Here is a 24,076-nt window from a genome sequence, read left to right as displayed (position 1 = left end):
GCGGGTCAGCCGAGCCGCTCGCTCGGCTCCTGCGCCGGACCCAGGTCCAGCGCGCCGCGGTCGAACTTGTCGCGCAGGAACGCCCCGTGGACGGCCAGGTCCTGCTCCGCCCGCCGCTGCAGGCGCTCGCGCACGTCGTGGACGGCGCGCTGCAGCAGGGCCAGCTGCTCCAGCGCCTCGGTCCGCGCCCGCTCCGCGCCGCTCGCGCCGCTGCCGCCCGCGGCGCTCAGGTACGCGGTGACCACACCGGGCAGGTGCTCGCCCGCGACGGTCTCCACCGTGCGGGCGTCGGGGGAGAGGGCGTCCAGCCGCTGCCAGCGCGGCAGCACCTCCGCCACGGTGTCCAGGACGTGACGGCCGGCGCGCACCACGTCCGCCGGCACCCCGGGTGAGCGCAGCGCGCGCTCGCCCGCCTCGACGGCGGCGTGCACCGCGGCCGTCCCCGCCGGAGCCGGTGCCCCGGGCCCGGGAGCTGCCGACGGCCGCGAGCGCCCCGGGCACAGCAGGTAGCCGGACAGGTAGCCGACCGCGCAGGTGCCCACCGCCACCAGCGGGTGCTGGGTGGCGGCGAAGCCGCCCAGCAGGGCCAGCAGGCCCGCGCCGCTGCCGGCGAGGTGGGCGGTGCTGCCCAGCGCGTCCAGGCGGGCGCGGGCGGGGCGGTCACTGGTAGCCACGGATCTCCTCGAAGACGCCGGCGAGGTCCGCGGCGCCCCCGGCGGCGAACGTCTCGCCGCCGGTCAGCGCCGCCAGCTCGGCCATCTCGGCCGGGTCCGCCTCGCCGAAGACGATGACGAAGGTGGGGACGGAGGCGACCGGCCGCCCCGCCGCGGCCTGCCGGCCGTGCCAGGCGCGGAAGTCCGCCAGGGTGCCCCCGTCGGTGTTCTCCCCGTCGGTGAACAGCGTGACGCTCACGAAGCGCTCCGGGTCGGCCTCCAGGACCGACAGCGCCTCCTCGTACGCCACGCGCAGCGAGTCGTGGATCGCGGTGCCGCCCCGCGCGCGCAGGGAGGCGGTCCACTCCCGGATCCGGGCCAGGCTGCCGGCGCGGTCGGCCGGGTCCACCGCGAACGTCCCGCGGGACTTCACCGCGTCCGCGAACTCCACGTAGCGGACGTTCTCGCGGGCCTGGAAGGCGAGCAGGCCCTCGCCCGGTGCACCGCCCGCGTCGCCGTCGGGCACGGTGAGGGCGGCCAGCGCGCCCTGCAGCTGCGTCAGCCGCTCGCCGTCCATCGAACCGGAGGTGTCCACGGCGAACACCACGTCCGAGGGCTTCTTGATCTCGCTCTGGTAGGCGCTCAGCAGCGCCCGCACCGTGCTCAGGCGGTTGGGGAAGGGCAGCTCGTAGACGTCGGTCGCGGCCGCCGGGCCCCCGGCGGTGGTGCGCCGGCCGGTGGCGGCCAGCTCGCGCTGCACCGGCTCGCTCAGCAGGTCGGCCACGACCGCGTCGTAGGCGCGGCCCTGCTCCTCGCCCGCCGAGCGCAGCAGCGTCAGGGGGTACTCGGCGGTCAGGGTGCCGTCGGAGGGGGTGAGGACGTCCAGCGGTTCCCCGCCGGCGCGCAGCGGGCGCAGCACCGACTCGTACCCGAACAGGGCGTTCACGCCCCGCGGGTCCGCGGTGAACCGCTCCACCAGGAACCCGGTGGAGCCCGCGGTCAGCGCGTGCCCGCGGGCCAGGCGCCGCAGTTGCCCGGCCACGGCCGCCACGTCCTGCTCGGCCAGCACGGTGCCCGTGCCGGACAGCGCGGTGGCGGCGCCCACCAGCGTGGCGAAACCGCTGTTGGAGGAGACCGGTGAGGTCATGCCGTAGCGCAGCCGGCCGTCGTCGGCGGCGTCGACGACCTCCGCCCACGTGGGCGAGCGGCCCACCCAGCCCAGCTCGACCGCCGTCGCGCGCGCCACGCCGAGGGCCACCGGCGAGGACATGACGTCCTCGGAGCGGGCGACGGCCGCGCGGCCGCCGTCCAGCAGCGCCAGGTGGTCGTTCGAGGGGAACCAGGTGGCGTCGTAGCCGGCGGCGCCGCCGTCCGCGACGAGCCGGGTGCCCTCCAGCGTCCCGGTGTACGTCAGCTCCACCCGCACGCCGGTGCGCTCGGCGACACCGGTCAGCACCGGCTCGACGTCGCGCAGCTCCGAGCCGGCCAGCACGCGCAGGACGTCCGCGCGCGGGCCGGTGGGCGTGGCCGCGTCCTCGGCGCCGCTCGCCGGGTCGGACGTGCACCCGGCCAGCAGGACCGCGGCGGCCAGGGCGGCCAGCCCGGCCAGCGCGCCGCGGCGGGGGGTGCTGCGCGTGCTCGTCCGCCCCCTCGTCCGCCCCCTCGTCCGCCCGCTCGTCCGCACGGTCCTCCTCACTCGCCGTAGCCCGCGGCGACGGCGTCGATCAGGGCCTCCAGCACCCCGAACGAGGGCGGGTCGGCCACGTCGGTCAGGGACTGCTGCACCGCGACGCCGTGCTGCGCGGCGACGCCCGCCAGCACCGAGCCGTCCCCGGTGCGGAACCCGTGCTCGGCGGCCAGCGCGGTCAGGTCCGGGTCGGTGGCCAGCAGCTCCGCCAGGCGCTCGGCGCCGGGGTCCAGGGCGACGAGGGTGTGCTTGGAGGCCACCGTCGGGTCCGGGTAGGCCAGCACCGCGTCCGGTCCGAGCCGCGAGCCGTCCCCCCGTGCGGCCTCCCCGACGAACTGCGCCTCGTAGGCCATCACCAGCGGCAGCGCCCCGGCGCCCTGGGACAGGTAGTCGCCGAACGGCTCGTCCGAGGAAGCGGCCGAGAACCCCTGCGCCAGGAACAGGTGCGACAGCTGCGGCAGCACCGCCTCCTGCTGCTCGCGCGTGGTCACCACGCCGCCGCCGTTGAGGACCCAGGCGGCGTCCGCCAGGTACATCGCGGCGGAGTTGGAGGTGCGCACGTCGGTGGAGGTGATGAGCACCGCGCGCGGGGAGTCGTACAGCTGCGCCGCCCCCTCCAGCTCGTCCCAGCGGGTTCCCTCGCGCACCATCGCCAGGTACGCCGCCAGGTCCAGGTGCCACACCCCGCCGGCGTCCCGGGAGGCGGCGCCGTTGCGGGCCAGCAGCTGGACCACCGGCTCGTGGGTGGCCACGACCATCGGCGACCAGAACGGCGAGGAGACGGAGGTCGCGCCGGTGCCCTCGGCGATCCGCTGCGCCGCCGGGGCGGAGGAGGGGAACGCGAAGTCGTAGCCGCCCAGGTCGACGTCGGTGGCGATCTGCCGGCTGCCGGCGGTGTCGACCTCGACGGCCAGGCCGTGCGCGGACAGCGCCTCGCGCACGCGCGGGTCGTCGAAGAAGGCCTCCTTCTCCGAGCCGATCACCCCGCGCAGGGTGGTCACCGGCCCCGCCGCGGCGTCGGCCGAGCCGCTGCGGCGGTCCAGGACGAACAGCGCCGCGACGGCCGCGACCAGGAGCACCGCCAGGGCGGCGCCGACGAGCTTCCTCACCGGGGTCCGCGCCTCCGGTTCCTGCGGGGGGCGTCCACGGCAGCACCGTAGGAGCCGCGGGCGGCGCGCGGGCGAGGCGCGGGTGAACGGACGGGGAACGCGGCCCGTCCTCGCGCGAGGGCGCGGCACGGGCGCGGCACGGGGGCGGCCGTTAGGGTGGTCGCCAGGTGTGCCGGGAAGTCTGGTCGGCGATCCCGTCAGCGACCCCTGGAGAGACTCGGCCCGTGACGCACAACCCGCCCACCCGAGACGAAGCCCGCCGCCGCACGCCCCTGTTCGGGTACGGCTCCTGGCCCGAGGCGCGCCGCATCGCGGAGGTCCTGCGCACCGAGACCGTCGGCGGGGCGCTGCTGCTGATCGCCACCGCGCTGGCGCTGGTGTGGGCGAACCTGCCCGGCGACACCTACGAGTCGGTGCGCCAGTTCCACTTCGGCCCCGAGGCCCTGCACCTGGACCTGTCCGTCGAGCACTGGGCCGCCGACGGGCTGCTGGCGATCTTCTTCTTCATCGCCGGCCTGGAGCTCAAGCGCGAGTTCGTCGCCGGCGACCTGCGCAACCCGCGCGCCGCCGCCCTGCCGATCGCGGCCGCGGTCGGCGGCATGGCCGTGCCCGCCGGGGTCTACGTGCTGGTGAACTCCCTGGGCGACGGGCCCGAGGGCGCCCTGTCCGGGTGGGCGATCCCCACCGCCACCGACATCGCCTTCGCCCTGGGCGTCCTCGCCGTCATCGGCAGCCACCTGCCCTCCGGGCTGCGCACCTTCCTGCTGACCCTCGCGGTGGTGGACGACCTCCTCGCCATCACCGTCATCGCGATCTTCTACACCGACGACCTCGCCCCGCTGCCGCTGCTGCTGGCGCTCGTGCCGCTGGCGCTGTTCGCGTTCGCCGTGCAGAAGCGCGTCCGCTCGCCGTGGCTGCTGATCCCCCTGGCGCTGCTGACGTGGGGCCTGGTGCACGCCTCCGGCGTGCACGCCACCGTCGCCGGCGTGCTGCTGGGCCTGTCGGTGCCGGTGCTGCGCAGCGAGGCCGCCGGCGGTCCGGACGCCGGCCCGGGCCTCGCCGAGCACTTCGAGCACCGCTGGCGGCCGCTGTCCGCCGGGTTCGCCGTGCCCGTCTTCGCGCTCTTCGCGGCCGGCGTGGCGATCGAGGGCGCCTCCGGCTTCGTCGACGCCCTCGGCGACCCGGTCGCGCTCGGCGTCATCCTCGGGCTCGTCGTCGGCAAGCCCGTCGGCATCGTCCTGACCACCTTCCTGATGGCCAAGCTCACCAGCGCTGAGCTGGACGAGCAGCTGTCCTGGGTCGACGTGGTCGGCGTGGGGATCCTCGCCGGCATGGGCTTCACCGTCTCGCTGCTCATCGGCTCCCTGGCCTTCGGCGAGGGCACCGAGGCCGGCCAGCACGTCACCCTCGGCGTCCTGCTCGGCTCCACGGCCGCGGCCGTGCTGGCCGCGGTGCTCCTCAGCAGCCGCAACCGCGCCTACCGGCGCATCGAGGAGGCCGAGCGGGTCGACGCCGACGCCGACGGCATCCCGGACGTGTACCAGCGCGGGCAGTCCGGCGAGCGGGGCTGAGGGCCCCGCGCGGCCACCTACCCTGGGAGACCGTGCAGTGCTCCTACCTCGACGCCGGCGCGTGCCGCTCGTGCACCCTCATGGGTGTGCCGTACCCGCGGCAGGTCGCCGGCAAGGAGGAGCGCTGCCGCGAGCTGCTGGGTGAGCAGCCGCAGCTGCAGTGGCTGCCCGCGGTGCGCAGCGCCGAGTCCGGGTACCGCAACAAGGCGAAGATGGTGGTGGGCGGCACCGCCCGCCGCCCCACCCTCGGCATCCTCGACGCCGCCGGGCGCGGCGTGGACCTGCGCCGCTGCGGCGTGTGCACGCCGGGCGTGCGCGCCGCCCTGCCGGTCCTCGCCCGCTTCATCTCCCGCGCCGGGCTGGAGCCGTACGACGTGCCCCGCCGGCGCGGGGAGCTGAAGAACGTCCTCGTCACCGAGTCGCCCGACGGCGAGCTCATGGTCCGGTTCGTCGTGCGCTCCCGCGGACCGGTCGCCGCGATGCGCCGGGAGCTGCCGCGCCTGCTGCGCGAGCTGCCGAACGCCGTCGTCGTCACCGCCAACCTGCTGCCCGAGCACAAGGCCGTCGTGGAGGGCGACATGGAGGTCCCCCTCACCGAGCGCACCGCGCTGCGGATGCGGCTGGGCGGGGTGGGGATGGACCTGCGGCCGCAGAGCTTCTTCCAGACGAACTCCGCCGTCGCCGAGGCGCTGTACGCGCAGGTCGCCGAGTGGGTCGACGAGGTCGCCCCCGCCACCCTGTGGGACCTGTACTGCGGCGTCGGCGGTTTCGCGCTGCGCTGCGCGGCCCCCGGTCGCCGCGTCCTGGGGGTGGAGGTCAGCGAGGAGGCCGTGCGCAGCGCCCGCGCCTCCGCCCGCACCGCCGGCCTGCGCGACGTGCGGTTCCTCGCCGGCGACGCCACCCGCTTCGCCCTCGAGGCGGACGAGGCGCCCGACCTCGTGGTCGTCAACCCGCCGCGGCGGGGGATCGGCGCCGACCTGCGCGAGTGGCTGGAGCGCTCCGGGGCCCGCCACGTCGTCTACTCCAGCTGCAACCCCGTCACGCTCGCCGCCGACCTCGCCGCGATGCCGTCGCTGCGGCCGGTGCGGGCACGGGTGCTGGACATGTTCCCGCAGACCTCGCACGTCGAGGTCGTCACGCTCCTGGAGCGCGCGGGCTGAGACCCCCGGGCTCGGACCCCCGGGCCCCGGGCGCCGCCGGGGGCAGCTTGGCGGGGTTGAGGACGAGGTCGACGCGCCGCACGGTGCCCGCGGTCACCCCCAGCACCCCGACGAGCACCGTCCCGGACGGGCCCTCCACCGCGAAGCCCGCGCCGCCGTTGACCTCCACGACCCGGGCGGTCGCCCCCACCAGGCGCTTGCCCGCCAGGCCCACCAGGAACCGGCCCACCCGGTCGGCGCCGTGCACGCTGCGCCGCGCGGCGCTCACGACGCCGCCGCCGTCGCTGGTCAGCACCACGGCCGGGTCCAGCAGCGCCAGCAGCGCCCCGAGGTCCCCTCCGGCCGCCGCCGCCAGGAACGCGGCGGTCACCCGGCGGTGCTCGGCGGGGTCCACCTCGAGGCGGGCGGCGCCGGCGGCGACGCGGGCGCGGGCGCGGCTGGCCAGCTGCCGCACCGCCGCCGGGCTGCGCCCCACCACGCGCGCCACCTCGGCGAAGGGCACCCCGAACAGCTCGTGGAGCACCCACGCCGTGCGCTCGGCGGGCGTGAGGGTCTCCAGCACCACCGCGAGGGCGTAGCTCACCCGCTCGTCCAGGGTGACCCGGTCCGCGGGGTCGCCCGCCGCCGCGCCGGTCAGCAGCGGCTCGGGCAGCCACGGCCCGACGTAGCTCTCCCGGCGCGAGCGCGCCGAGCGCAGCACGTCCAGCGCCCGGCGGGCCACCGCGACCGTCGCCCACGCCTCCACGTCCCGCACCCGCTCCGCGGCGTCGGCGCCCACCAGGCGCAGCCAGCAGTCGGCGACGACGTCCTCGGCCTCCGCGCGCGAGCCCAGCACCGCGTAGGCGACGCCGACGAGCCTGCCGCGCTGCCGCACCCACCGCCGGGCGAGCTCCTCGGCGCGCGCCCCGGTGGTCTCCCCGGTGGTCTCCCCGGTGGTGTCGTCGCGGTGCGGCGTCAGCACGGCTCCTCCAGGTGCTCGGCGAGCGTGACGGTACCGGTGACGTGCGGACCCTCCGGCAGCAGCGCACCGGCGGCGAGGGCCCGGCCCGCGCGGCCCGGCACCCGCACCGGCACGACGAGGCGGCGACGGCCGCCCGCCGCCAGCACCCGGCGCGCCGCGTCCGGCAGCCGCAGCACCTCCGGACCGGCGATCGGCGGCACCACCCCCGCCGCCGGCCGCCGCGCGAGCCCGGCCAGGTGGGCGGCGACCTCCCGCGCCGCCACCGGCCGGTACGGCGCCACCGGCACGGGCGCCAGCGGGCCCGGGACCCGGCCCAGCAGCTGCTGCGCGAACTCGTGGAACTGTGTGGCGCGCAGCAGTGTCCACGGCACCGGCCCGGCCGCCAGCAGCTCCTCCTGGCAGCGCTTGCCCAGGTAGTGACCCAGGTCGACGCGGTCGGCGCCGACCACCGAGAGCACCACCACGTGCCCGGTGCCGGCCCGGTCGGCGGCCGACAGCAGGTTGGCCGTGGCGGCGCCGAAGAAGCGCACCGACCCCCGCGCGCTCGCGCTCGCCGTGCTGGAGACGTCCACGACCGCGTCGGCGCCGCGCAACGCCTCCTCCAGCCCCCGCCCGGACACCAGGTCCACCCCGCGCGAACGCGCCAGCGGCACCGCCTCCACGCCGGCCCCCACCAGTTCGGCGACCACCAGCCGCCCCACCACGCCGGTCCCGCCGGCCACCGCCACCCGCACGTCCGCCTCCGCTCCTCGTCCCACCGACACCCCCAGGACGAGGTGCGGCGGCCGGGTGTGACACGGCGCCCCGCCGGGCGGACCCCGGGCCGCGCCCGCACACTGGGGCGCGGTCGGCGCCGGCCGGGCGCCCGAGCGGACGGAGCACCCGTGACGCAGCTGGACCCGCAGATCGCCCAGGCCGTGCAGCGCATCGCCGCCGCGGGGCTGCCCCCGCTGAGCGCGCTGACCCCCGCGCAGGTGCGCAGCGGCGGCAGCCTCACCGGCGCCGGCGTGGACCCCGCCTGGTGGGGGCCGGTCGCCGCCGTGGAGGACACCACCGTGCCCGGTGCCGCCGGGGAGCTGCCCGCCCGCCTGTACCGGCCTGAGGGGGGCGACGGCGCCCCGCCCGTGGTGGTGTTCTTCCACGGCGGCGGCTGGGTCACCGGCGACCTGGACACCCACGACGGGCAGGCGCGCACGCTCGCCGCCGAGTCCGGCGCGCTCGTCGTCTCCGTCGCCTACCGCCTCGCCCCCGAGCACCCGTTCCCCGCCGCCCCCGACGACGCCGTCAGCGCCACCGGCTGGGTGCGCGAGAACGCCGCCGCGCTGGGCGGCGACCCGGACCGCGTGGCCGTCGCCGGGGACAGCGCCGGCGGCAACCTCGCCGCGGTGGCCGCGCAGTCGCCCGCGGGGGAGGGGCTGGCCGCGCAGCTGCTCGTCTACCCCGCCGTCAGTGGCGGGCGGGAGTTCCCCTCGGTGCGGGAGAACGCCTCCGCGCCCGTGCTGGACGCCGATGCCCTGCGCTGGTTCGGCGGGCACTACCGCGGCGACCCCACCGACGTGCGGTTCGCGCCGCTGGACGCGCCGTCCCTGGCCGGGCAGCCGCCCGCCGTCGTCGGCGTCGCCGGCTTCGACCCGCTGCGCGACGAGGGCGTCGCCTACGCCGAGGCGCTGGCCGCGGACGGCGTGCGGGTGGTGCTGCGCCGCTACGACGACCTCGTCCACGGCTTCCTCGGCATGGGGCCGGTGTCCGTCGCCGCGGACCGCGCCGCCCGGCAGCTGTGCCGCGACCTGGGGGAGCTGCTCGGCACCCGGTGACCGGCCGGGGCGCACCACCTCGGGCGCTTCGAGTGGCCGGGGCCCTGGACCGCGGTGACACTCGGAGGGCGCCGGGCGTCCCGGTGGCGAGGAGAACCCTGGAGGCCATCGTGAGCACCCCGAGCGACGGATCGCACGCCGCCGACGCCCCCCGCGACGGCGCCCGCCCCCTCGGCAGGCCGGCCGAGCAGGACACCGCCCCCGACCGCCTCGCGGTCGAGCACGGCCCGACGCTGAACCGCAAGGACGTCGTGGAGCGCGAGAAGAACGCCTTCGGCGGCGTCAAGGTCGGCTCCGCGTTCTTCGGCTGGCTCACCGCCACCGGCACCGCCGTGCTGCTCACCGCCCTCGTCGCCGCCACCGGCACCGCGATCGGCCTGGCCACCACCAGCGGCACCCCGGCCGACGCCGTCGGCACCATCGCGGACCAGGCGCAGGGCAACGCCGCCGCCATCGGCCTGGCCGGGGCGATCGCGCTGCTCGTCGTGCTGTTCGTCGCCTACTTCTGCGGCGGGTACGTCGCCGGCCGCATGGCCCGGTTCAACGGCGCCAAGCAGGGCGTGGCCGTCTGGGCGTGGGCGATCGTCGTCGCGGTCGTCATCGCGATCCTCGCCGCCGTCGCGGGTGACGCCTACGACGTCCTCGGCCAGCTCAACAGCTTCCCGCGCGTCCCCGCCGACCTCGGGTCGCTGACCGCCGAGTCCGTCCTGACGCTCATCGGCGCCGTCGTCGTCGCCCTCGTCGGCGCGATCCTCGGCGGCCTGGCGGGCATGCGCTTCCACCGCCGCGTGGACCGGGCGGGTCTCGGGCGCTGACGCACCCGGCTCGCACCCGCTGACCCGAGGTCCCCTTGCTCTACGCGCTCCTGTTCACGATCGCGGGCGCCAGCGCGCTGCTCGCCGCCCTCCTGCCGCGCGTCATCGAACGCCTGCCCGTCAACCTGCCGATGGCCTTCCTGGCCCTCGGCGTCCTCCTCGGCCTGGTCCCGGGGCTGCCCCCCGTGGACCCGATGGCCCACGAGTCCATCACCGAGCACGTCACCGAGATCGTGGTGATCATCTCGCTGATGGGGGCGGGGCTGGCCATCGACCGCCCCTTCGGCTGGCGGCGGTGGGCCAGCACCTGGCGGCTGGTCGCCATCGCCATGCCGCTGACCATCGCGCTCGTCGCGCTCACCGGCAGCGCCCTGGCCGGGCTGCCGCTGGCCGCCGCCGTCCTGCTCGGGGCGGTGCTGGCCCCCACCGACCCGGTGCTGGCCAGCGACGTGCAGGTCGGGGAGCCCGCCGACGACCCGACCACCGAGGACGAGGTGCGCTTCGCCCTCACCAGCGAGGCGGGCCTCAACGACGGCGCCACCTTCCCCGTCGTGCACCTCGCCGTCGTGCTCGCCACCGCCGGCGCCACGGCCACGGCGCTGGGCGGCTGGGCGCTGGAGGACCTGCTGCTGCGCAGCGTCGTCGGCCTGGTCAGCGGCCTGGTGATCGGCCGCGTGCTCGGTGCGCTGTTCTTCCGCTCCCGGCTGCACGCGCTGCGGCTGGCCGACGACGTGGAGGGCTTCACCGCCCTGGCCGTGACCTTCCTCGCCTACGGGGTCACCGAGATGCTGCACGGCTACGGGTTCGTGGCCGTGTTCGTCGCCGCCCACGCCATCCGCTCCGCGGAGCGCTCCCACGGCGCCCACCGCGTCGCCCACGGCTTCGTCGAGCAGGTCGAGCGGATGCTCACCGCCTGGCTCCTGCTGCTGCTGGGCGCCGCGCTGTCCGACGGGCTGCTGCGCGACCTCACCTGGCAGCTCGCCCTCACCGGGGTGCTGCTGGTGCTCGTGATCCGCCCGCTGGTGGGGTGGCTGAGCCTGCTCGGCACCCGGGCCGGGCCCCGCGAGCGGTGGGTCATCGGCGTCTACGGCGTGCGCGGCATCGGCTCGCTGTTCTACCTGTCGTGGGCCCTGGCGGAGGGCGAGTTCCCCGCCGGTCCGCTGTGGGCGGCGGTCGGGTTCACCATCGCGCTGTCCGTCGTGGTGCACGGCGCCACCGCCGCACCCGTCGTCCAGCGCCTGGACGCGCGGCGGCTGCTGCGGGCGCGCTCGCGCGGGTCCGCGGACATCGCCCGCACCCACGTGTGAGGAAGCCGTGCGGGAGCTGTGCCGGTGCCCGCCCCCGTGCAACGGGAACGCCGCCGCGCGCGTCACACCAGTGCGCAGCCGCGACGCGGGAGGGTCCCGCACCGCGCGCCGCGCGCGAGGAGGCACCGTGACCCGCACCCGCCGCACCGCCCTGGCCGCGACCCTCCCCGCGGCCGGTGCCCTCGCGCTGCTGGCCGCGGCCGTGCCCTCGGGAGCTGCCGGGCCCGCCGCACCCGCCGGTGGCTCCACCGGGGCCGGTGCGCAGCTCGTCGCGCACGCCACCCCGCAGGTCCCCGTGCAGGTGGCCGCCGAGGTCGCCGCCGCCGTGCGGGCCGGCTCGCAGGTCGCCGCCGTGCCCGCCGAGGCCTACGCCGTCACGCGGGTGCGCACCGCCGCGAGCGACCCGGCCTGGGCCGCCGCCGAGCTGGCCCCGGCCGACCCGACGGCCCTGGACCCCGCCACCGTCGTGCTGCACCGCACCGGGGAGGCCTGGGCCGTCGTGTCCCTCGGCACCGCGGGCGTCGGCTGCGAGGAGGCCCCCGCCCCCGTGGCCGCCGACCTCGCCCTGCTCTGCTGACCCGATCCCCGCGGGGCGGGGGAGGGGCGAGGAGGGGGGCCGCGAGCGGGTAGCGTCGGGGCGTGCCCCTGCTGCTCCCCGGACGCGCGCTGCCCGGGACGGTCCGCAGCGGGTTCGCCCGCCTGGCCGGCCGACTCGCCGGGCACGTGCCCGCCCCGGTCACCGACCCCGCCGACGACGTCGTCGTCCAGCAGCACCAGGCGCTGGAGGCGCTGCGCGCCCTGACCCGGATGGCCGAGGCGCTGCTGTCCTGCGGCGCCTCCGCCGCCGACGTCGCCGCCCTGACGCTGCGCGCCGCCGCCGGCGCCGGCCTGCACCGCACGCAGGTCGACATCACCTTCACCGCCGTCGTCATCGCCACCGTCGGCGCCGACGGCTTCCCCCTCACGGACGTGCGCGTCGTGCAGGCGCGCGCCACCGACTACTCGCGCCTGTCCGCCCTCTACGAGCTCGCCCACGAGGCCGGCGAGGGGCTCGAGCCCGCCGAGCTCGACGCCCGCCTCAAGCGGCTGCTGAGCTCCCGGCGCCCCTACCGCGGCGCCGTCGCCTCCCTCGGCGCCGTCGGCCTGGCGGTGTCCGTGGCCGTCGTGCTCGGCGGCGGTTGGCCCGTCGCGGTCGCCGCGGCCGCCACCACCGCCGCCCTGCAGGCGCTGCTGTTCGCGCTCAACCGCCGCGGGCTGCCCGCGTTCTTCCAGCAGGTCGCAGGCGCCGCGCTGGCCACCTGCGTCGCGCTGGCGCTGCTGCTGTGGCAGGAGCACCTGCCCGACTGGGTCGGCGTGCTGCCGCCGTCCCTCGTGGTCGGTTCCGGCATCGTCGTGCTGCTGGCCGGGTTGTCCCTCGTCGGCTCCGCCGAGGACGCCATCTCCGGTTTCTACGTCACCGCCGGAGCCCGCGCCTTCGAGACGGTCACCCTGACGGTCGCCCTGGTCCTCGGCATCGCCGGCGTCCTCGACATCGGCCAGCGAGCCGGCATCACCCTGAACCTCACGTTCGCGCCCACCGAGACGCCCCCCGCGCTCGTGCAGGTGCTCGCCGGCGCCGCCGCCGCCCTGGCGTGGGCCGTGTCCGGCTACGCCGACGCCCGCGCCATCGCGCTGGCCGCCGTCGCCGGCGGCACCGCCGCCGCCGTCTCCGCCGCCGCCCTCGCCGCCGGCGCCGGGCCCATCACGGCCGCCGGCCTGGCCGCCCTGCTCGTCGGCCTGCTCGCCGAGGGCACCGCCTGGCGCTGGCGGGTGCCCGGGCTGGTGGTCTCCGTCTGCGGCATCGTGCCGCTGCTGCCCGGCCTGGCGATCTACCGCGCGATCTTCACGCTCGTCGGCGGCGGCACCTCCGCCGGGCTGGCGCTGCTCGTCCAGGCCCTCGGCACCGCCCTCGCCCTGGCCGCCGGCGTCACGCTCGGGGAGTTCCTCTCCACCCCGCTGCGCCGCGAGTTCGACCGCGTCGAGCGCCGGGTCCGCAGCCGCTCCCTGAACCGGCGGTTCTGACCCGGGCACCGGCCGCCCGGCACGCACCGGATCGCGGGCGCGACCACGCCCCGGCAGGCTGGCGCGGGGCGCCGCGGGAGCGCCCGCGGACAGGACGCACAGGAGGACCGGGTTGCGGGCGCTGATCGTCGAGCAGGGCTGGAGCAGGGGGGCGCTGGCCGCCGCCCGGGCGCTGGCCGCCGCCGGGTGGACCGTGGGCGTGGCCACCCCCACCGGCCCCGGCGGGGGCCTGGCCGCCTCCTCCCGGGCCTGCTCCGCCCACCACCGCGTCCCGGCCCTGCACCCCGTCGGCGCGTTCGTGGACGCCGTCGCCGCGATCGCGCGCGACGGTCGCTACGACGTCGTCTTCGGCGCCGGTGAGGCGGAGGTCACCGCCCTGTCCGCCGCCCGCGACGTCGTCACCGCCGCCGGGGCGGTCGTCCCCCACGGCCCGCACGAGCAGCTGCTGCGCGCGATGGACAAGGCGGAGCTCTCGCGCGCCGCGGCGGCGGCCGGCATCGCGGTGCCCGACGTCCTCGACGCCACCGACGTGCCCGACGAGCGCACCGCCTGCGTCGTCAAGGCGCAGCGGCACGCCCGCCCCGACGTGGCCGGTTCCCCGCCGCGCATCGACACCACCGTCGTCACCGGCCGCACCGCCGTCGCCGGGCGCGTCGCGCAGATCCGCGCCCTCGGCGGCGAGGCGGAGGTGCAGGTGCTCCACCCCGGCACCCTCACCGCCTACGCCGTCGTGCGCGGCCCGGACGGCGTGGTCGCCGAGTCGATGCAGCGCGCCGAGCGCATCTGGCCGCCGCTCGCCGGGGCCAGCGCCCGCGCCGTCACCGTCGACGTCGACGAGGAGCTGGCCGCCCGGGCGCGGGCCCTGCTGGCGTCCCTGGACCTGATCGGCCTGGCGGAGCTGCAGTACGTCGCCGAGCCCGGCGGGCCCGCGCGGCTCATCGACCTCAACGCCCGCTTCTACGGCTCGATGTCGCTGGCGGTGGCCGCCGGCGCGAACCTGCCCGCGGTGTGGGGCGAGGTCGCCCTCGGCCGCTCCCCGCGCCCGGTGCGCGCCCGGCCGGGCGTGCGCTACCAGTGGGGCAGCGCGGACGTGCGCCGGGCGCTGACCGAGCGGCGCGGGGGCCTGGTCGGCGACCTCGCCGCCACCCTGGCCGCGGCGCCCGGGGCCCGGCACAGCGTCGCCGCGCTGCGCGACCCCGGCCCGGCGCTGGCCCGCCTGCGCGCCGGGCTGCCGGTCCGCCCGCGCACCGCCGCCGCACCGGTGGAGGCGCCCGCCACCTGAGCGCCCGCCGCGCCGGGGGTCAGGGGCGGGCGTCGCGCAGGTGGGCGGCGTCGTTGTGCCGCACCACCAGCCACGGTCCGCGCGGGTCGCCCGCCGGCAGGGCCCGCACCTCGGCCACGCCCGTGGGGTCCACGTGCATGCGGTGCATCACCACCCTGGGCACCCCCAGCGCGTCCACGACCGTCAGCTTCACCGGGTACATGTGGCTGACCAGCAGCACCCGAGCGCCCGGGTGCTCGGCGGCCAGGCGCTCGCGCACCCGCGCCACCCGCTCCCCGACGGCCTCCACCGACTCCCCGCCGGGCGGCGCCTGCTCGCTCTGCCGCCGCCACGCCGGCTGCGCGCCCGGCCAGCGGCGGTCCACCTCGGCCGGGGTCAGGCCCTCCCAGTCGCCGAAGTCGATCTCGCGCAGGTCGTCCTCCACCCGCAGCGGCAGGCCCAGCGCGGCCGCGACCTCCTCGGCGGTCTGCCGCGCCCGCAGCACCGGGCTGCACACCAGCGCGTCGGCCCCGCCGGCGGTGCGCAGCGCCGCGGCCAGCCGCCGCGCCTGCTCCCGGCCCACCTCCGACAGCGGCGGGTTCGCCCCCGTGCAGCCGCTCAGGCGCCCCTGCGCCGTGTGCTCCGTGGCCCCGTGCCGCGCCAGCAGGAACGTCGTCCCCGCCGCCGCGCCCGCCGCATCCCCGCCGTCCGTCGTGCCCGCCACCGCGCCTCCGTCCCGTCCCTCCGGCCGGGAGCTCCGGCCGCGCCGCATCCTCGCGCACCCTCGCGCACCCCGCGCCCCGCCCGCGACCCGGGGCGGGCCGGGCGCGTCGGAGCCGTCGGGTAGACAGGGCGTGTGCTCCACGTCCACCGGTCCACCAGCGCCGACGCCCTCCTGGAGGCGCTCGCGGACCACCTCGCGGTGCCCGCCGACGGGGCCGACCCCTTCGCCCCCGAGCTGCTGGCCGTCGGGGCGCCCGGCACCGAGCGCTGGCTCGCGCAGCGCCTCTCGCACCGCCTGGGCGCCTCCGCCGCCGGCGACGACGGCGTGTGCGCCCGCGTGGACCTGCGCCGCCCCGCCGAGCTCCTCGACGAGGTGGTCGCCGCGCTCGGGCCCCGGCACGCGGAGTCCCTCACCGCCTGGGACGCCGACGCCCTGCCCTGGCACCTGCTGCGCGTCCTCGACGGCGTCGCCGCCGAACCCGCCACCGGGCCCGGTGACCCGCTCGCCGTGCTGCGCCACCACCTGCGGCCCGACGACGGCGACGGCCCCGCCCGCGCGGGCCGCGCCGGTGTCGCCACCCGCCTGGCGGCCCTGCTGCACCGCTGCGCCGCCGCCCGCCCCGAGCTGCCGGCCCGCTGGGCCGAGGACCCGGAGGCGGCCGCGGACCTGCCGCCCGACCTGCGCTGGTGGCCGGAGGTGCACCGGCGCGTGCGCGAACGCGTCGGCGCCCCCGCACCCGCGGAGCTGCTGGACGAGGCGTGCGGCCTGCTGCGCGCCGGGGCGCCGCTGCCGGGGGTGCCCGCGCGCCTGGGGGTGCTCGCCGTCGCCCCGCTCGCCACCGCCCACCTCGCGGTCCTGGCCGCCCTCGCCGAGCACCGCGAGGTGCACGTGTGGCTGCCGCACCCGTCCCCGCGGTCGTGGGACGCGCTGGCGCCGCTCACCGCCGACCCCGACCCGCGGCGCGAGGAGTGGGAGGAGCGGGCCGGGCGCGCCGTGCGGCACCCGCTGCTGCGCTCGCTGACGCGCCGCTCGCGCGAGCTGCAGGTGCGGCTGGCCACCCTCGCCCCCGGCCACGCCGACGTGCTGCACGCCCCGCCCGCGCCGCCCGCGGCGCAGGGGCCGCGCACCCTGCTGCGGCGCCTGCAGCACGCCCTCGCCGAGGACGACCCCGCGCCCGTCGAGGCCCCCCTGGACCCGGGCGACCGCTCCGTGCAGGTGCACGCCTGCCACGGCCGCACCCGGCAGGTGGAGGTGCTGCGCGAGGCGGTCCTCGGCCTCCTCGACGCCGACCCCACCCTGCAGCCGCGCGACGTGCTCGTGGTGTGCCCCGACGTGGACGCCTACGCCCCCGTCGTCAGCGCCGTCTTCGCCACCGACAGCCACCCGGGCGCCGCGCTGCGCGTGGCCGTGGCCGGCAGCTCCCCGCTGCGCGCCAACCCGGTGCTGGCGCTCGCCGCCCACCTGCTCGAGCTCTCCACCGGCCGGGTCACCGCCACCGAGGTGCTGGACCTGGCCGCCGCCGAGCCGGTGCGCGAGCGCTTCGGCTTCGACGACGAGGAGCTGGAGCAGCTGCGCGACTGGGCCGTCCAGGCCGGCGTCCACTGGGGCCTGGGGCCCGAGCACCGGCGCGCCTGGCGGCTGGAGCAGGTGCGGCAGGGGTCCTGGCGGGCCGGGCTGGACCGCGTCCTGGCCGGGGTCGCCCTGGGCGGGGACCTGCTGCCCGCCCAGGGCCCGGAGGACCCCGTCGTGCCGCTGGCCGACGTGGAGTCCAGCCGCGTCGACCTCGCCGGCCGCCTCGCCGAGCTGCTGGACCGGCTGGGCGCCGCGGTGGAGCGGCTCAGCGGGCCCCAGCCGGTCGAGCGGTGGTGCGACGCCCTGCTGGAGAGCACGCTCGACCTCGGCGCCGCACCCGCCGACGCCGCCTGGTGGGAGTCGCAGCTTCGCGCCGAGCTGGGCCGGGTCCGCGAGCGCGCCGCCCGCGCCGGCGCCGGTGCCGTCGGCGCGGCCGACGCCGCGGCCCTGCTGACGGCGCGCTTCGAGGCGCGGGGCGTGCGGGTGCCCTTCCGCACCGGCGCGATGACCGTGTGCGCGCCCGGGGCGCTGCCGGCGGTGCCGCACCGCGTGGTGTGCCTGCTCGGGCTCGACGACGACGTCTTCCCCCGCGCCGCCGCCGCCGACGGCGACGACCCCCTGGCCCGCGCCCCGCACGTCGGCGACCCCGACCCGCGCGGGGAGGACCGGCAGGCGTTCCTCGACGCCGTCCTCGCCGCCGGCGACCACCTCCTCGTCACGTACGCCGGCCGCGACGTGCGCACCGGCGCCGCGCTGCCGCCGTCCGTGCCCGTCGGGGAGCTGCTGGACGCCCTGGACGTCCTCGCCGCGCCCGGCACCGGCCGCGTGCGCGACCGCGTCCTCGTCCAGCACCCGCTGCAGCCCACCGACGCGCGCAACTTCACCCCCGGCGCGCTGGGCCGCGATGGCGCGTTCAGCTTCGACACCACCGCCCACGCCGGGGCCGCGGCCGCCGCGGCCCCGGCCCGCCCGCCCGCGCCGTTCCTCGAGCGCGCCCTGCCCGAGCCGCCCCCCGCGCCGGACGTGGACCTCGACGCGCTCGTGCGCTTCTGGCAGCACCCCGCCCGCGGGTTCCTGCGCCAGCGCCTCGACGTGGCCGCCGACACCCGTCCCGAGGAGCCCGCCGACGCCCTGCCGGTGGAGCTGGACGGCCTGGCCGAGTGGGCGGTCGGCGACCGCTGCCTGGCCGCCCGACTGGCGGGCGTGCCCGCCGCCGACGTCGCCCGCCGCGAGGCCGCCCGCGGCGAGGTGCCGCCCGGGCTGCTCGGCACCCGCGTTCTGCGCCGCGTCGGCGGCCGCGTCGAGCAGCTGGCGGCGGCGGCCGGCCCGTGGACGGCCGCCCCCGCCCGCACCGCCGAGGTCGACGTGGAGGTGGACGGCACCCGGCTCACCGGGGTGGTGCGCGGGGTGCGCGCCGTCGGTGGCGGCCCGCGGGCCGCCGCGGTCACCGTCACGTACTCGCGGCTGAAGGCCCGCCAGGAGCTGCGCGCGTGGGTGGAGGTCCTGGCCCTCACCCTCGCCGAGCCCGACGCCCCCCGCGCCGCTGTCGTCGTCGGGCGCGGCGAGCGCGGCAGCACCGCCGTCGTCCGCCTGGGGCCGGTGGCGCCGGAGGCGGCGCGTGCGGCGCTGGCGGACCTGCTGGCCCTGCGCCGCACCGGCCTGCGCCTGCCGCTGCCGCTGCCGGTGGCCACCGGCGCGGCCTGGGCGTCGGCCGCCGCGCGCGGGGTGAACCCGCAGAACTGCGCCGCCGCCGCGGCCCGCGAGTGGGAGTCCGGCTGGGACTGGCCCCGCGAGGACGCCGAGGAGGAGCACCGGCTGCTGTGGGGGGCCGGTGCCACCACCGCTGACCTGCTGTCCTGGTCCCCGCCGCCCGGGGCGCCGCCGGGCACCCCCGCGTCCTTCGCCGAGCTCGCCCGCCGCGTGTGGCAGCCGCTGCTGGCCGCCCGCCACCGGGAGGACGCGTGAGCGCCTTCGAGGCCACCGGGCCCCTCCCCACCGGCACCACCGTGCTGGAGGCCAGCGCCGGCACCGGCAAGACCCACGCCGTCGCCGGGCTCGTCACCCGCTACGTCGCCGAGGGCGCGGCCCGCGTGGAGGACCTCCTCGTCGTCACGTTCGGCCGTGCCGCCACCGGGGAGCTGCGCAGCCGCGTGCGCGAGCGCCTGGTGCGCACCCGCGACGCGCTGGCCGACCCGGCGGCCGTCGAGCACGGCGACGAGGTGGTGCGCCACCTCGCCGGCGGCGACCCCGGCGCGGTGCGCCGACGCCGGGAGCTGCTGGCCGCGGCGCTGGCGTCCTTCGACGCCGCCACGATCACCACCGTGCACGGCTTCTGCCAGCAGGTGCTCACCGGCCTGGGCACCGCCGCCGACGCCGACCCGGGGGCGGCGCTCGTGGAGGACCTCTCCGACCTCGTCGAGGAGGTCTGCGACGACCTCCACCTGCGCTGGGCGGTGCGCCAGGAGCTGCCCTTCGACCGCGCGTGCGCGCTGCGGGTGGCGCGCCAGGCCGTGGCCCGCGCCGACGCGCGCCTGGAACCGGCCGAGCGTGCCCCGGGCACCCCGGAGGACCTGCGGGTGCGGTTCGCCACCGCGGTGCGCGCCGAGGTGGCCCGCCGCAAGGCGGCGCGGCGGGTGCTCGGCTTCGACGACCTGCTGGTGCGGTTGCGCGACGCGCTGGCCGACCCCGTCACCGGGCCGGTGGCGTGCGCCCGGCTGCGCGAGCGGTACCGGCTGGTGCTCGTCGACGAGTTCCAGGACACCGACGCCGTGCAGTGGGACGTGCTGCGCCTGGCGTTCCACGGGGTGCGGCCGCTGGTGCTCGTGGGCGACCCCAAGCAGGCCATCTACGCCTTCCGCGGCGCCGACGTGCGCAGCTACCTCGCCGCCCGCGACGCCGCCGCGCAGCGCGCCACCCTCGACGTGAACCGCCGCAGCGACCCGGCCGTCGTGCACGGCGTGCAGGAGCTGCTGCGCGGTGCGGCCCTCGGCGAGGAGGGGATCGTGGTGCACGAGGTGCGCCCGGCGCACGAGCGCGCCGCGCTGGTCGACGCGGCCGGGCGGGAGGACCCCGCGCCGGTGCGGCTGCGGGTGCTGCCGCGCGCGGATCTGCCCACCGACCGCGGCGGGCTTCCCCTGCTGGCGCGGGCGCGCTCCGCGGTCGCCGCCGACGTCGCCGCGCAGGTCGCCTCCGTGCTGGGCTCGGGGCTGCGGGTGCGGCCCCGCGACGGGGCGGGGGAGGAGACGGGCGGGCGGCCGCTGGCCGCTGGGGACGTCGCCGTCCTGGTGCGCACCCGCACCCAGGCGCGGCTGGTGCAGGAGGCGCTGCAGCGGGCGGGCCTGCCGTGCGTGCTCAGCCGCGGGCCCAGCGTCTTCGGCAGCGAGGCGGCGCGGGACTGGCTGGTGCTGCTGGAGGCGCTGGAGCAGCCGCACCGCACGGCGCGGGTTCGCCGCCTGGTCCTGTCGGCGTTCGTGGGTTCCACCGCGGAGGAGCTCGACGCCGGCGGCGAGCGCGCCACCGACGCCGCCGCCGTGCGGCTGCGCACCTGGGCGGCGGTGCTCGCCGAGCGCGGCGTGGCCGGGCTGTTCGCCGCCGTCGCCGAGGAGCACGCCCTGCCCGCGCGGCTGCTGGGCACCTCCGGCGGGGAGCGTCGCCTGACCGACCTGCGGCACGTGTGCGAGGTGCTGCACGCCGAGGCCGCCGAGCACGGGCGCGGCCCGGCGGGCCTGCTGGCGTGGCTGCGGGCGCGGGTCGACGAGGCGGACGGCGACGTCGGCGCGGAGCGCTCGCGCCGCCTGGACACCGACCGCGCCGCGGTGCAGGTCGCCACGGTCCACACCAGCAAGGGGCTGGAGTTCGAGGTGGTGTGCGTGCCGTTCGGCTGGGACGTGCCCGGCCCCGGCCCCGCCCGCCGCGAGCGCCTGCCGGTGGCGCACGCACCGGCCGGTGCACCGGCGGGCACCGGCGCGGTGCGCACCCTGCACGTCGGCGGCACCGGCAGCCCCGGTTACGCGGCGGCCTGCGCCGCGGCCGACGCCGAGTGCGCCGGGGAGGAGCTGCGGCTGCTGTACGTGGCGCTCACGCGCGCCGTCTCACGGCTGCTGGTGTGGTGGGCGCCGTCCCGGTGCACCGCCGAGAGCCCCCTGCACCGGCTGCTGTTCGCCCCCGACGCCCGCGCGCTGCCGCCGGCGGTGCCGGTGCCGCCGGAGGCGGACGCGCTCGCCCACCTGCGGCGGCTGGACGGCACCGGCACCGGGGTGCGACTGGAGCGCGCGGGCGACGACGGCGCCGCCCCGGCCGCACCGCCACCCGCCGCGCCGGCCGCGCTGCTGCCGCCGGCCGTGTTCGGCGGCCGCGTCGACGCCCTGTGGCGGCGCACCTCCTACAGCGGGCTGACGCGCGACGTGCACGAGGCGCCGCTGGTGCGCACCGGCCCGGAGGCACCGGGCACGGTGGACGAGGTGGACCTGGAGGGCGTGGCCGCCGGCGCGGGTGAGCCCGCGGACCCGGTGCTGCGCCGCTGGCGCGAGGTGCCGTCCCCGCTGGCGGACCTGCCCGCCGGCGCCGGCTTCGGCACCCTCGTGCACGCCGTGCTGGAGGACTTCGACCCGGCCGCGCCGGACCGCCCCGCCCACCTGGCGGCCCTGGCGCGCGAGCAGTTCGCCGGCGCGCTGGCCGAGCCGCTGGCGGCCGCCCTGGACCCGGTGCTGCGCACGCCCCTGGGGCCGCTCGCCGGCGGTGCGGCCCTGGAGGGCTTCGCGGTGCCCGACCGCCTCGCCGAGCTGGACTTCGAGCTGCCCCTGGGCGGCGGGGACCGCGCCGGCGACGGTGACGGGGCCCTGCTGGGGCAGGTGGCGGACCTGCTGCGCCGGCACCTGGACCCGGACGACCCCGTGCACCCCTACGCCGACGCGCTGGCCGAGCCGGCCCTCGGCGGGCAGGTGCTGCGCGGCTACCTCACCGGCTCCATCGACGCCGTGCTGCGCCGCCGGGGCCCGGGCGGCCCCGCGCACCTCGTCGTGGACTACAAGACGAACCGCCTCGCCGGGCCGGGGGAGGCGCTGACCGCCTGGCACTACCGCCGCGAGGCCCTCGACGACGCCGTCCGGGAGGCGCACTACCCGCTGCAGGCGCTGCTGTACTGCGTGGCGCTGCACCGCTTCCTGCGCTGGCGCCAGCCCGGCTACGACCCCGCCGTGCACCTGGGCGGGGTGCTCTACCTGTTCCTGCGCGGCATGTGCGGCCCCGACGTGCCCGCCGCGACCGGACCGGACGGGGCTCCCGGTGCGCCGCCGGGGGTGTGGTCGTGGTGCCCGCCGCCGGCGCTGGTCACCGACGTGTCCGACCTGCTGGCCGGGAGGCCCCGATGAGCGCACCGACCACCGGCACCCCCACCACCACCCCGACCACCGCCGGTGCGGCTCCCGGGGAGGTGCCCGCCGCCGAGCGCGCCGCCACCCGGGTGCGCAGCGCCGGCGGCCTGCTGCGCGAGTTCAACGCGCTGGGGCTGCTGCGCGCCGCCGACGTCCACGTCGCCCGCCGGCTGGGCGCCGTCACCGGGGAGGACGACGAGCGGGTCCTGCTGGCGGTGGCGCTGGCGGTGCGGGCCGTGCGGCACGGGTCGGTGGTGCTGCACCTGGAGCAGGCGCCGGCGACGGTGGTGCCCGAGGACGAGGAGGACACCGGGGCGGTCGGCGCCGTGGAGGCGCCCTGGCCGGAGCCGGCCGGGTGGTTGCGGGCGGTGCGCGCCAGCGCGCTGACCACCGTGCACGAGGAGGCGCCGGCGGCCGCCGGCGCGCAGGGCGCGGCGGGTGCCCCGGGCCCGCCGCCGCGACCGGTGCACGTCGTGGGCGACGGGCTGTGGCTGGACCGGTACTGGCGCCTGGAGCTCGCCGTCGCCGACGACCTGCGCCGCCGCGCCGCGCAGGTGCCCGCGCACGACGAGCAGCGGGTGCGCGAGGTGCTCGACCGGTTGTGGCCGGGGGAGGACGAGCCGTCCGACCAGCGGCGCGCGGCGGAGGTGTGCCTGCGCTCGGGCGTGGCCGTCCTCGGCGGCGGCCCCGGCACCGGCAAGACGACGACGGTGGCGCGGTTGCTGGCGGCGCTGCACGACCTCGCCGGCGACGGCGCCCCGCCGCGGGTGGCGCTGGCCGCGCCCACCGGCAAGGCCGCCGCGCGGCTGACGGAGGCCGTCACCGCCGCGGCGTCCACGCCCGGGGTGTTCAGCGAGCGGCAGGCGGCGTTCCTCGCCGCGGCGAGCGCCTCCACCCTGCACCGGCTGCTGGGGCTGCGGCCGGGGTCCACGCGCGCCCGCTACGACGCCGAGCACCGCCTGCCGCACGACGTCGTCGTGGTGGACGAGGCGTCCATGGTGGGCCTGGGCGTGGTGGCGCACCTGCTGGCGGCGCTGCGCCCGCAGGCGCGGCTGGTGCTCGTGGGCGACCCCGACCAGCTGGCGTCGGTCGAGGTCGGTGCCGTCCTCGCCGACCTCGTCGCCCCCGCCCTGGCACCGACGGGCGGGGGCGACGAGGTGGGCGGTGGGCGGCCGGGCACCGTCGCGGGCGGGGTGGCGCTGCTGCGCACCACCCACCGCTTCAGCAGCGGCGGCCCCATCGCCGAGCTGGCGCGTGCCGTGCGCGCCGGGGACGCCGGAGCGGTCGTGGACGTGCTGCGCGCCGGAGGCGACGGGCTGGAGTTCGTCGAGGTCGCCGAGGACGAGCCGGTGGCCGGTGCCGCGCTGGAGGCGGTGCGCGCCGACGTGGTCGCGCGCGGGCGGGACGTGGTGCGTGCCGCCGTCGGGGGCGACGTGCCGGCGGCGCTGCTGGCGCTGGACGCGCACCGCGTGCTGTGCGCGCACCGCCACGGCGGGCGCGGGGTGTCGCGCTTCAGCGCCCTGGCGCACCGGTGGGCCGTGGAGGAGCTGGGCGTGCGACCGCGCCCGGACGGCCGGTACGTCGGTCTGCCGGTGATCGTCACCACGAACGACGCGGCGGCGGGCGTCTTCAACGGCGACACCGGCGTGGTGCTGGAGTCCGGCGGTGACCTGGTGGTCGCCGTGGGCCGCGGCGACGGGCCCCTGCTGGTGCCGCTGGCGCGGCTGGCGGCGGTGGAGCCGGTGCACGCCATGACGGTGCACCGCAGCCAGGGCTCGCAGTTCGGCGCGGTCACGGTGCTCGCGGCGCCGGCGCGCTCGCCGCTGGCGACGCGGGAGATGCTCTACACGGCCGTGACCCGCGCCCGGCACCGGGTGCGCGTGGTGGGCTCGGTGGAGGCGGTGACCGCTGCCGTGCAGCGTCCGCTGGCGCGCGCCACCGGCCTCGCGGCGCGCCTGGCCCCCTGACCCCTGGCCCACCCCACCCGCTCACCTGCTCCCCCTCCCGGG

General features: G+C 78.9%; 17 protein-coding genes. 11 read left to right on the top strand and 6 right to left on the bottom strand.

What is annotated here, in order from left to right; all coding sequences use genetic code 11:
• Positions 1–5: 5 nt before the first annotated feature.
• Genes MN205_RS08420 through MN205_RS08410 form a run of 3 tightly spaced genes read right to left on the bottom strand, consistent with a single transcriptional unit; the run spans position 6 to position 3,449 of the window.
• Positions 6–674 (bottom strand): hypothetical protein, encoded by a 669-nt coding sequence (locus tag MN205_RS08420; RefSeq protein ID WP_242126189.1) that lies wholly within the window; start codon positions 672–674, stop codon positions 6–8.
• A complete protein-coding gene (locus tag MN205_RS08415) occupies positions 661–2,337 on the bottom strand; it encodes a VWA domain-containing protein (RefSeq protein ID WP_242126186.1) in 1,677 nt (558 codons plus the stop codon). The genes MN205_RS08420 and MN205_RS08415 overlap by 14 nt, the downstream gene beginning before the upstream one ends.
• Positions 2,338–2,345: 8 nt before the next feature.
• Positions 2,346–3,449, bottom strand: a complete 1,104-nt coding sequence (locus MN205_RS08410) for a hypothetical protein (protein WP_242126185.1) — start codon at positions 3,447–3,449, stop codon at positions 2,346–2,348.
• Between the two features lie 224 nt (positions 3,450–3,673).
• Between MN205_RS08410 and nhaA the strand changes: the two genes are divergently transcribed.
• Positions 3,674–5,020 (top strand): Na+/H+ antiporter NhaA, encoded by a 1,347-nt coding sequence (nhaA, locus tag MN205_RS08405; protein WP_242126183.1) that lies wholly within the window; start codon positions 3,674–3,676, stop codon positions 5,018–5,020.
• A gap of 32 nt (positions 5,021–5,052) precedes the next feature.
• On the top strand, positions 5,053–6,180 hold the full coding sequence (rlmC, locus tag MN205_RS08400) for a 23S rRNA (uracil(747)-C(5))-methyltransferase RlmC (protein WP_242126181.1): 1,128 nt from the start codon (positions 5,053–5,055) through the stop codon (positions 6,178–6,180).
• Here the strand turns inward: rlmC and sigJ are convergent.
• A complete protein-coding gene (gene sigJ / locus MN205_RS08395) occupies positions 6,155–7,141 on the bottom strand; it encodes an RNA polymerase sigma factor SigJ (protein WP_308220255.1) in 987 nt (328 codons plus the stop codon). The genes rlmC and sigJ overlap by 26 nt on opposite strands.
• Positions 7,135–7,899, bottom strand: a complete 765-nt coding sequence (locus MN205_RS21215) for an NAD(P)H-binding protein (protein WP_308220254.1) — start codon at positions 7,897–7,899, stop codon at positions 7,135–7,137. The genes sigJ and MN205_RS21215 overlap by 7 nt, the downstream gene beginning before the upstream one ends.
• Before the next feature lie 126 nt (positions 7,900–8,025).
• On the opposite strand from MN205_RS21215, the gene MN205_RS08380 reads away from it, so the two are divergent.
• The 6 genes from MN205_RS08380 to MN205_RS08355 all read left to right on the top strand — a co-directional run bounded on the left by MN205_RS08380 (position 8,026) and on the right by MN205_RS08355 (position 14,420).
• Positions 8,026–8,955, top strand: coding sequence for an alpha/beta hydrolase (locus MN205_RS08380; RefSeq protein WP_242126179.1), 930 nt, complete (start codon positions 8,026–8,028; stop codon positions 8,953–8,955).
• A 110-nt stretch (positions 8,956–9,065) separates the two neighbouring features.
• Positions 9,066–9,770 carry a hypothetical protein gene (locus MN205_RS08375; RefSeq protein WP_242126177.1) on the top strand — a complete coding sequence of 235 codons (705 nt, stop codon included), beginning with the start codon at positions 9,066–9,068 and terminating at the stop codon, positions 9,768–9,770.
• 35 nt (positions 9,771–9,805) lie between these two features.
• The gene (locus MN205_RS08370) at positions 9,806–11,077 is read left to right on the top strand and encodes a sodium:proton antiporter (RefSeq protein WP_242126175.1); all 1,272 of its coding nucleotides are present in this window, start codon (positions 9,806–9,808) and stop codon (positions 11,075–11,077) included.
• Between the two features lie 127 nt (positions 11,078–11,204).
• Positions 11,205–11,654, top strand: a complete 450-nt coding sequence (locus MN205_RS08365) for a hypothetical protein (RefSeq protein ID WP_242126173.1) — start codon at positions 11,205–11,207, stop codon at positions 11,652–11,654.
• A 62-nt stretch (positions 11,655–11,716) separates the two neighbouring features.
• Positions 11,717–13,138, top strand: a complete 1,422-nt coding sequence (locus tag MN205_RS08360) for a threonine/serine exporter family protein (RefSeq protein ID WP_242126172.1) — start codon at positions 11,717–11,719, stop codon at positions 13,136–13,138.
• A gap of 112 nt (positions 13,139–13,250) precedes the next feature.
• Positions 13,251–14,420, top strand: a complete 1,170-nt coding sequence (locus MN205_RS08355) for an ATP-grasp domain-containing protein (protein WP_242126170.1) — start codon at positions 13,251–13,253, stop codon at positions 14,418–14,420.
• 19 nt (positions 14,421–14,439) lie between these two features.
• Here the strand turns inward: MN205_RS08355 and MN205_RS08350 are convergent, their stop codons facing one another.
• Positions 14,440–15,123, bottom strand: coding sequence for a histidine phosphatase family protein (locus MN205_RS08350; protein WP_242126168.1), 684 nt, complete (start codon positions 15,121–15,123; stop codon positions 14,440–14,442).
• Between the two features lie 132 nt (positions 15,124–15,255).
• Between MN205_RS08350 and recC the strand changes: the two genes are divergently transcribed.
• From recC to recD, 3 genes are read left to right on the top strand one after another with little or no spacing between them, the layout of a single operon-like run.
• Positions 15,256–18,660, top strand: a complete 3,405-nt coding sequence (recC, locus tag MN205_RS08345) for an exodeoxyribonuclease V subunit gamma (RefSeq protein ID WP_242126166.1) — start codon at positions 15,256–15,258, stop codon at positions 18,658–18,660.
• Positions 18,657–22,064 (top strand): UvrD-helicase domain-containing protein, encoded by a 3,408-nt coding sequence (locus tag MN205_RS08340; RefSeq protein ID WP_242126164.1) that lies wholly within the window; start codon positions 18,657–18,659, stop codon positions 22,062–22,064. Before recC ends, MN205_RS08340 begins: the two co-directional genes overlap by 4 nt.
• Positions 22,061–24,034, top strand: coding sequence for an exodeoxyribonuclease V subunit alpha (gene recD, locus MN205_RS08335; RefSeq protein ID WP_242126162.1), 1,974 nt, complete (start codon positions 22,061–22,063; stop codon positions 24,032–24,034). The genes MN205_RS08340 and recD overlap by 4 nt, the downstream gene beginning before the upstream one ends.
• The last annotated feature ends 42 nt before the right edge of the window (positions 24,035–24,076 follow it).

The organism is Kineococcus sp. TRM81007 (genome assembly GCF_022669155.1).
Classification (GTDB): Bacteria; Actinomycetota; Actinomycetes; order Actinomycetales; family Kineococcaceae; genus Kineococcus.
Note: the sequence above shows the minus strand (reverse complement) of the source record. Positions and strands in the feature narration are given on the sequence as shown.

Excerpts from the sequence above, each read along its gene's own strand:
- recD (WP_242126162.1), top strand. The coding sequence starts at position 22,061 with ATGAGCGCACCGACCACCGGCACCCCCACCACCACCCCGACCACCGCC.